Source organism: Actinomycetota bacterium (assembly GCA_040755895.1).
Taxonomy (GTDB): domain Bacteria; phylum Actinomycetota; class Aquicultoria; order Subteraquimicrobiales; family Subteraquimicrobiaceae; genus Subteraquimicrobium.
On sequence record JBFMAG010000013.1, the window covers coordinates 1 to 7,016 of the forward strand.

8 protein-coding genes are annotated in these 7,016 nt (G+C 46.1%); all 8 read right to left on the bottom strand.

Annotated features, from left to right (window positions below):
* A partial coding sequence (gene tmk / locus AB1466_00520; protein ID MEW6188588.1) for a dTMP kinase occupies nucleotides 1–233 on the bottom strand: 233 nt, incomplete at its 3' end.
* 113 nt (nucleotides 234–346) lie between these two features.
* Nucleotides 347–1,672 carry an MFS transporter gene (locus AB1466_00525; protein MEW6188589.1) on the bottom strand — a complete coding sequence of 442 codons (1,326 nt, stop codon included), beginning with the start codon at nucleotides 1,670–1,672 and terminating at the stop codon, nucleotides 347–349.
* Nucleotides 1,673–1,788: 116 nt separating this feature from the next.
* Nucleotides 1,789–2,712 carry a malate dehydrogenase gene (gene mdh, locus AB1466_00530; GenBank protein ID MEW6188590.1) on the bottom strand — a complete coding sequence of 308 codons (924 nt, stop codon included), beginning with the start codon at nucleotides 2,710–2,712 and terminating at the stop codon, nucleotides 1,789–1,791.
* Nucleotides 2,713–2,763: 51 nt separating this feature from the next.
* The gene (locus tag AB1466_00535; protein ID MEW6188591.1) at nucleotides 2,764–2,937 is read right to left on the bottom strand and encodes a hypothetical protein; all 174 of its coding nucleotides are present in this window, start codon (nucleotides 2,935–2,937) and stop codon (nucleotides 2,764–2,766) included.
* 81 nt (nucleotides 2,938–3,018) lie between these two features.
* Nucleotides 3,019–5,112 carry a DNA topoisomerase I gene (locus AB1466_00540; protein MEW6188592.1) on the bottom strand — a complete coding sequence of 698 codons (2,094 nt, stop codon included), beginning with the start codon at nucleotides 5,110–5,112 and terminating at the stop codon, nucleotides 3,019–3,021.
* 76 nt (nucleotides 5,113–5,188) lie between these two features.
* Complete coding sequence (hypB, locus tag AB1466_00545; protein ID MEW6188593.1) at nucleotides 5,189–5,842, bottom strand: hydrogenase nickel incorporation protein HypB; 654 nt, start codon at nucleotides 5,840–5,842, stop codon at nucleotides 5,189–5,191.
* A gap of 80 nt (nucleotides 5,843–5,922) precedes the next feature.
* Nucleotides 5,923–6,264, bottom strand: a complete 342-nt coding sequence (gene hypA / locus AB1466_00550; GenBank protein ID MEW6188594.1) for a hydrogenase maturation nickel metallochaperone HypA — start codon at nucleotides 6,262–6,264, stop codon at nucleotides 5,923–5,925.
* A 153-nt stretch (nucleotides 6,265–6,417) separates the two neighbouring features.
* The gene (locus AB1466_00555; protein MEW6188595.1) at nucleotides 6,418–6,891 is read right to left on the bottom strand and encodes a HyaD/HybD family hydrogenase maturation endopeptidase; all 474 of its coding nucleotides are present in this window, start codon (nucleotides 6,889–6,891) and stop codon (nucleotides 6,418–6,420) included.
* Nucleotides 6,892–7,016 lie beyond the last annotated feature (125 nt).

Sequence of the window (7,016 nt, forward strand, 5' to 3'; positions counted from 1 at the left end):
ACATGTTGGGCGCGACCTGCAGCATAGAGCAGAACTTCAGTTCTATAGTTCATCTCCTTAAAATCGGGGTTCAATAAAATATCCCGTATTTTATCTCCGATCTGAGTACCCCCCGGCTCACGCGTGGTTAGAACCCGATAACCTCTTCCCCGCAAATATTCCGCGAGGAGTTTCATCTGAGTGCTTTTTCCGGAACCTTCCACCCCTTCAAGGGTGATAAAGACTCCCACCATTTTGCCTCTCCCCGGATATCCGTCTGGACTTCAGTTTCCACTAAAGATTCTCCAATGAGCTAGCACATTATATCATATCCTCCCAATCTCTTTCAGGCCCGTCTGGATATCCTTCAGACGGTCCGGACGAGGAACCGTTGGGCGAAAAGACCGGCTATGATCACCACTATGCCGCTCATTAAAAGTGTAACTCTGGCTCCGTTGAGGTAAATGGTGTGAGCTCCCAATTTTAGTACCCTTTGTCCCAAAATATCGGCTACAGCTCCGGTTAAGGCTATGGAAACAAGAAGTGATATCCTTAAGCAGGACTCGAGAGCCGTGAAGACCCTTCCCCTTATCGTATCCTCGACATTTTCATGCAATAAGGTATAAGTTGAAACTGTGAGCAAAGCTAGGGCAATGCCGGCGATGAAGCTGATTATCATGGCCGATTCGTAATAGGAGATACTGGCAAAGAAGATCAAGGCGAGACCCAATGTCAAAATGGAGACGACAAATAATCTTCGTTTGGAAAAGCGCTTTCCCAGGAAAGCAGCGAAGATGGATCCAAGGGTCAAGCCCATACCAAGCGCCGAAAGAAGGTAGCCAAAACCACCTTTTCCGACCTTTAATACCTGGTAACAGTAGATAACTCCCAAAGAATAAATGCTTCCTATGCCCAATATGGCGATCCCGATGCTCATTATCAGTGATCGAATTAAGGAATTATTCCTCACGAATCTTAAACCCCCGACTATGTCCTCCTTTATCTGGTGATATTTGATCCTCCTTGCCACGTGTTCTGAAGGTGGTAAATATATCATGGCGATGGCGGCAGCCGAAATGAAGAAGGTAAAGGCATCGACGTAAAAGGCAGCGTTAGGTCCGGTAAGACGCTGGAAGAAGGGAATGTGTCCCCAAACCTTTTCCACGAGAAGAATTATCGTTGAACCAAAGGTTACTCCAAGTATCATCGTGAAATGGTTGGTGGTATAAAACAGGGAATTGGCGGTGAGAATCTGTTCCTCGTCAACAATGTTTGGAATGCTGGCATCCTTCGCTGGTATAAAAAGCAGGGAAAAGGTCTCCAACACGAAGGTTATTAAATAAATTTGGAATAAATTCTTCATGAAAGGGAGCAAAACTATCAGCAAGCCACGGAAGATATCACAGGAGATCATGATCCTTTTTCTGTTAAAGCGATCCGCTAATACACCGATGATGGAACCGAAGAAAAGTGCAGGCAAAATTTTGAATATCATGAGGGTCCCTACAGCCAAGCCAGAGCCCGAAATCTTGTAAACGAGCTCGATTAGGGCGATGATGATTATCCAATCACCCAGGTTTGAAATGGCTTGACCGAGCCAGAGAGCGAGGAAATCCTCATTTTTCAATAATTCAAGATAAGATGATTTCCTTTTAATTTTCTCTAGAGCCTGCCGAATTTTGTTCCGATTCACTATGCCACGGTTAAAACAATTTTATTTTTGTATCCGTATCCTAAATCCGTAAAAAAGCTGTAAGGATTAAGAATTAAGCCATTCCTTACCCTTAATCCTTAATCCTGTACCGTGTATTAAATACTTAAGCTTTTGATACCTTCTTTAACAGTAGCGGCAGAGGCGTGTAATGCCTTCTTCTCCGCGGGAGTTAGCCTCAACTCGATTATTTCCTCTATTCCATTTTCTCCCAGTTTTACAGGAACGCTTACACAGACATCCTTTAAACCATATTCGCCATCGAGATATGAGCATACGGGGAGGATACGCTTTTTATCCTTGAGGATGGATTCGACCATCTCCACAACAGCTGTAGCTGGAGCATAAAAGGCACTCCCCGTCTTGAGATGAGAGACTATTTCCGCGCCTCCCTTTCGAGTTCGCTCTATTATTCTTTCTATAACCTCTGAAGATAAGAGCTCGGTGATGGGAATCCCCGAGACCGTGGAAAAACGGGGTAGAGGAACCATGGAATCTCCATGGGCTCCAAGGACCATGGCGGAAACATCCTTTACGGAGATTCCCAATTCAAGGGCGATAAAATGACTAAATCTCGCAGCATCTAGGAGTCCGGACATGCCGAATATCCTATTTCTTTCAAAACCGCTGCCCTTGAAAGCCAGATGGGTCATGATGTCCAGGGGATTGGTGACCATGAGGATCATCGATTCTGGGGCGAATTTTACTATATTCTCGGTAACAGATTTTACGATCTGTGCATTCTTTCCCAGTAAATTGAGGCGAGACATCCCGGGTTGCCTAGCAAAACCGGCGGCCACTATCACAAGCGTGGAATCATGGATGTCCGCGTAATTGTTGGTGCCCACGACCTTGCCATTGAAGCCCTTAAGTGGAAAGGCTTCCATCATGTCTAGAGCCTTGCCTTGAGGTATTCCCTCCAGAATATCCAGCAATACCACATCTGCCAGCTCCCTCTGAGCAATGTCAAATGCACATGTAGCTCCCACATGTCCACTACCTATAATGCTTATTTTCCCCATCTTTCCTCCCTCGGAAACTACTTTGCCAAAAACTTTTCCACTTGAGTTTCCTTACAACATCGCCCTTTCATGTTCAAACTTTTGTTTAAGGAGCTCGGGCATTACGCCGTGTTTTCGCAACCTTTTATATCTCACAAAGTCCCTGGGTTCAATATCTACGATTGCCTTGGTTAAATTCTGAGTGAGTTCTTCCACAACACGATACTGAGCAATTGCCAGCCTCATTCTCTCCCCAACATAAAATTCCGTTAACTATCTTAGCGTTTAAAAACGGAAAAGTTCTTTATCCTGCGAATTGTGACTTTCTTAATCACTTCCCTTCTTAGTGGGACAATTGGGGTCGATACACAAAACCCAAGGTTTTGGGGATTTTCCACCCCGACTAGCCGGGGGTCTCCGAATTACTTTGATCTTCGGTGAATGACATGCCTCACAAACATCGTCTAAGGTGATGATCTCGCCATATTGGGGAAGGGGATATGCCATATTGCATTCAGGATATCCCGTGCATCCTATGAATCTTTTCTTCGATTTTTTAGCCCGAATTATCTTTAAATCCATCCCACAACGAGGGCATTTTCCAATGATTTTATCCTCTCGAATACCCTCCCTTATCTCCCCCGCAAGCACCGCCCTTTTCCTGCCTAAATCCAGCATGATCCTGGCGAGAATATTCCTTGAGCGATCGACCACGCTTTCCCTGGCAACTTTCCCCTCGACTATGGCATCCATATCCTTTTCTAGCTCAGCTGTCATCTGGGGTGTGGAAATCGTGTCGGCGTGCCTCCTTAGGGCTTCGGCGACGGCCAATCCCATCTCTGTGGGGACGATGGGATTGCCATGGATATAACCCCTGTCGTAAAGATTCTTGATGATCTCATGCCTCGTGCTCTTTGTTCCAAGTCCAAGAGCCTCCATTTTCTGAATCAACTGCCCCTGGGAATATCGAGATGGGGGTTGCGTCTCCTTCTTCCTTAATATGGGTTTGACGAGTTTTAACTCATCACCTTTCTTAAGAGTGGGTACTTCTTCGTCTTTTTTGCGACCGTAAGGGTAAAACTTTAGCCATCCCTCATTCACCACCGTGCTACCTCGAACGAAGAAAGGTTCCCCACCAGATTCGATATCGATTCTTATGCTCTCAACCACGGCCTCCAGGGCGAGGGTTCCAAAGAATCTACGGCATACGAGCTCGTAAATCTTCCACTCTTGAGCTTTTAAGTCTTTCCTTTGGGCCAAACCCGTGGGATGAATGGGTGGATGATCAGTGGCCTCCGTTTTTCCTCTGGTGGGGATGATCTTCTCCTGCCTGAGGACAAGATTTGCAAGATTACCCAATTCGGGGCTCCCCTCCAGAATTTTTAAGATTCCCTCGAAATTTAAAGAGGGAGGATAGACGGTGTTGTCCACTCTCGGGTAACTGATGAGTCCCTCCATGTACAGATTTTCGGCGATGCGCATGGCCCTTGAAGGAGATACACCAACGAACGCAGCTGCACTCAAAAATGCAGTGGTATTAAAAGGTGTTGGTGGTTTGAGCCTCTTTCTGACCGTGGAAATATCGACAACTTTGCCCATTTTCCCTAGTCTGGAAAGTACCGCCTCCGCTTCCCGTTTGTCCCAAAATCGCTCGATCTTATGAAGAGCAATAAATTGCTCAGAGCCGGGGGATTCAAACAAGGCTTTTACCAGCCAGTATGGTTTCGGCTTGTGCTCTTGCCTTTCCTTCTCCCTATCCGCGATCAGACACAGAGTTGGGCTCTGCACCCGCCCCACGGAAAGGAACTGTCTGCCCAAACGCGATGAGGCGAGGGATAAGAAACGAGTTAGCGTGGCCCCCCAAATGAGGTCAATATCTTGCCTCGCCTCTCCCGCCTGAGCAAGGCTGATATACACATCTTCGAGATTGGAAAAGGCCCCTTTGATTTCAGATTCGGTTAAGCTCGAGAATCTCGCCCTCTTCACTTTTACATTCGGGTTGACTTCCCTGATCTTATTCACCGCATCGATGCCTATCAGCTCCCCTTCGCGATCAAAATCCGTGCTAATCACCACAATATCTGCATCTTTTGCCACCTTTTGTAAAGCTTTAAGGATGGATTTTTGGGTGGGCACCTTGACTATGGGAGCGTCGATGAGCTTTATGGGGTTTATTTCCTGCCAGTTGTTATACTGTGCGGGGAAATCGACCTTCAAAATATGTCCCTTCAGTCCAATGCATTTCACTTCCTCCCCCCTACCATGCCTACCGGCAGGCCCGCCTGCTGGACGGGCAGGCAGGTCATGAAAAACATACACGGGCACATTGTGAATCCTCTCAAGCTTTGCCCTCCCCTCGGAAAGGATATAAGCAATCCTTCTCGCAGCTATATTCTTTTCGCAAACGATCAATTTTGACATTTAAAATCCCTTTTATTCAGAGTTCCGGGTTTTCGAGTTCCGAGTTTCGGAATTCGGGTTTCGGTTTCTCCCCTTCCTATCGAGTCACAAGAAACTTATTTTTTAACCAGGTAACCCAAGTGTTTATTCCCTGTCCTGTTGTGCAGGAGACTTCAAAGATTTGGAGATTTGCATTTAATTTCGTCGCGGATTCCCTCACTTTTTGAACGTTAAAATTGGTTTGGTTAAGTAGATCTATTTTATTGAGGACGAGAACAGAGCATAGGGTAAACATCTGAGGATATTTGAGGGGTTTATCATCACCCTCGGGGGTGCTTAAAATCATCAGTTTCAGATCCTCTCCCAGATTGAACTCCGCTGGACAGACGAGATTGCCCACGTTTTCGATGATCAGTAGATCGATGTCATCCAAATTTAAAAGATTTAGGGCATTCTTGATCATATTGGCATCGAGATGGCAGGCACCACCGGTATTTATCTGGACGGCGGGTGCTCCCTGTTCCCGAATTTTCTCCGCATCCACCTTCGAGGCGATGTCTCCTTCAATGACCGCCACTTTAAAATCATTCTTTAACTTCTCAAGAGTACGCAAAATAAAACTGGTTTTCCCAGCTCCAGGTGATGACATAATATTGATTACAAAGACCCCTTTGTCCTTAAATAATCGGGCATTCTCCCTGGCGATTGCTTCATTGGCTTCGAGGATCTTCTGAAGCACTTTTATCTCCATCTTTACCCCCAGTCCTCGTCACATCGTCACTCGACTCTCGAATCTCAAAAATTTCTCGAGGACGGGAGACGAGGGTCGATTTATTCTATCTCGATGCTAGACACGTAAAGTTCTCTTCCCGAAACGATTTCAGCGCTTAATACCCCACACTGGGGACAAATGAAATTATAGTCACTAGCCTCTCGAGTTTTTCCACACTTTGGACACTTGACCTTAATTGGTACATTTTCTACCTCAATTTCAGCACCCGCGGCCATGGTATCCTTGCTCAATATCTCAAAATAAAATCGTATGCACTCATCAACAACGGCGGTCATCTCGCCGATCTTGAGTCTAATCTTTAATATCCTTTGGGCACCTCGCTGTTGGGCTTGCTCCAAGGCAATGGATAGGATATTCTCGGTTATTCCCAGCTCGTGCATGGCTTCACCGAACACAGAGTTTGTTTAGATATTAACTAAAAGCACCAAGATACGCAAATGCAGCCTCGAGGCTGCATTTGCCAACTTATCTGACACAAATTTAAAATGCAAAGACATTGCCATTTTGCATTTTGATTTTAAATTTTGAATTTTTTATGAGATCTCTCCCAGTATCAACTCGATGATCTCAGGAATTTTTGCCTTAAGTTCCGGTGAGAGCTCCATTCCCCAATCGATTTCTTTGGGCTGAATGCCGAAGATAACCGTCTGGGGACATATGCCCATGCGCTTTGCCATCTCCAGAGCCTCAAGCAATCCAACCTCGTGAGCGGAGGTAAAGAATCTCTTGGGCTTCGCCTTGATATCCTCGGGACGGAATTTAAAGATCGCGCCGGGCTCACACCCGGCGTCGATAGCGTCGATGACTATGAGTCTGTCGGCGCCTTCGATGAGATAGCTAAGATCAAAGCCCGCGGTGCCTCCATCAATAACCCTCACATTCCTGGGCAAATCCAGCTTCTCCATCTCTCGAATGACATGAACACCTATCCCCTCATCTTTGAGCAGGATGTTTCCCACTCCCACGACGAATATCTGTTCACGAAATTTTGAATCGGCGCTACCCACTATCACTCCTCAGGTCTAACCCCAAAGAACATGTACAGGAATGACTTGAAATCCTCCGCCAAACTTAGGTAGATGTGCAGAGCCACGGTGATGATGAATGCCCACATGGTCATGTAATGGATCAG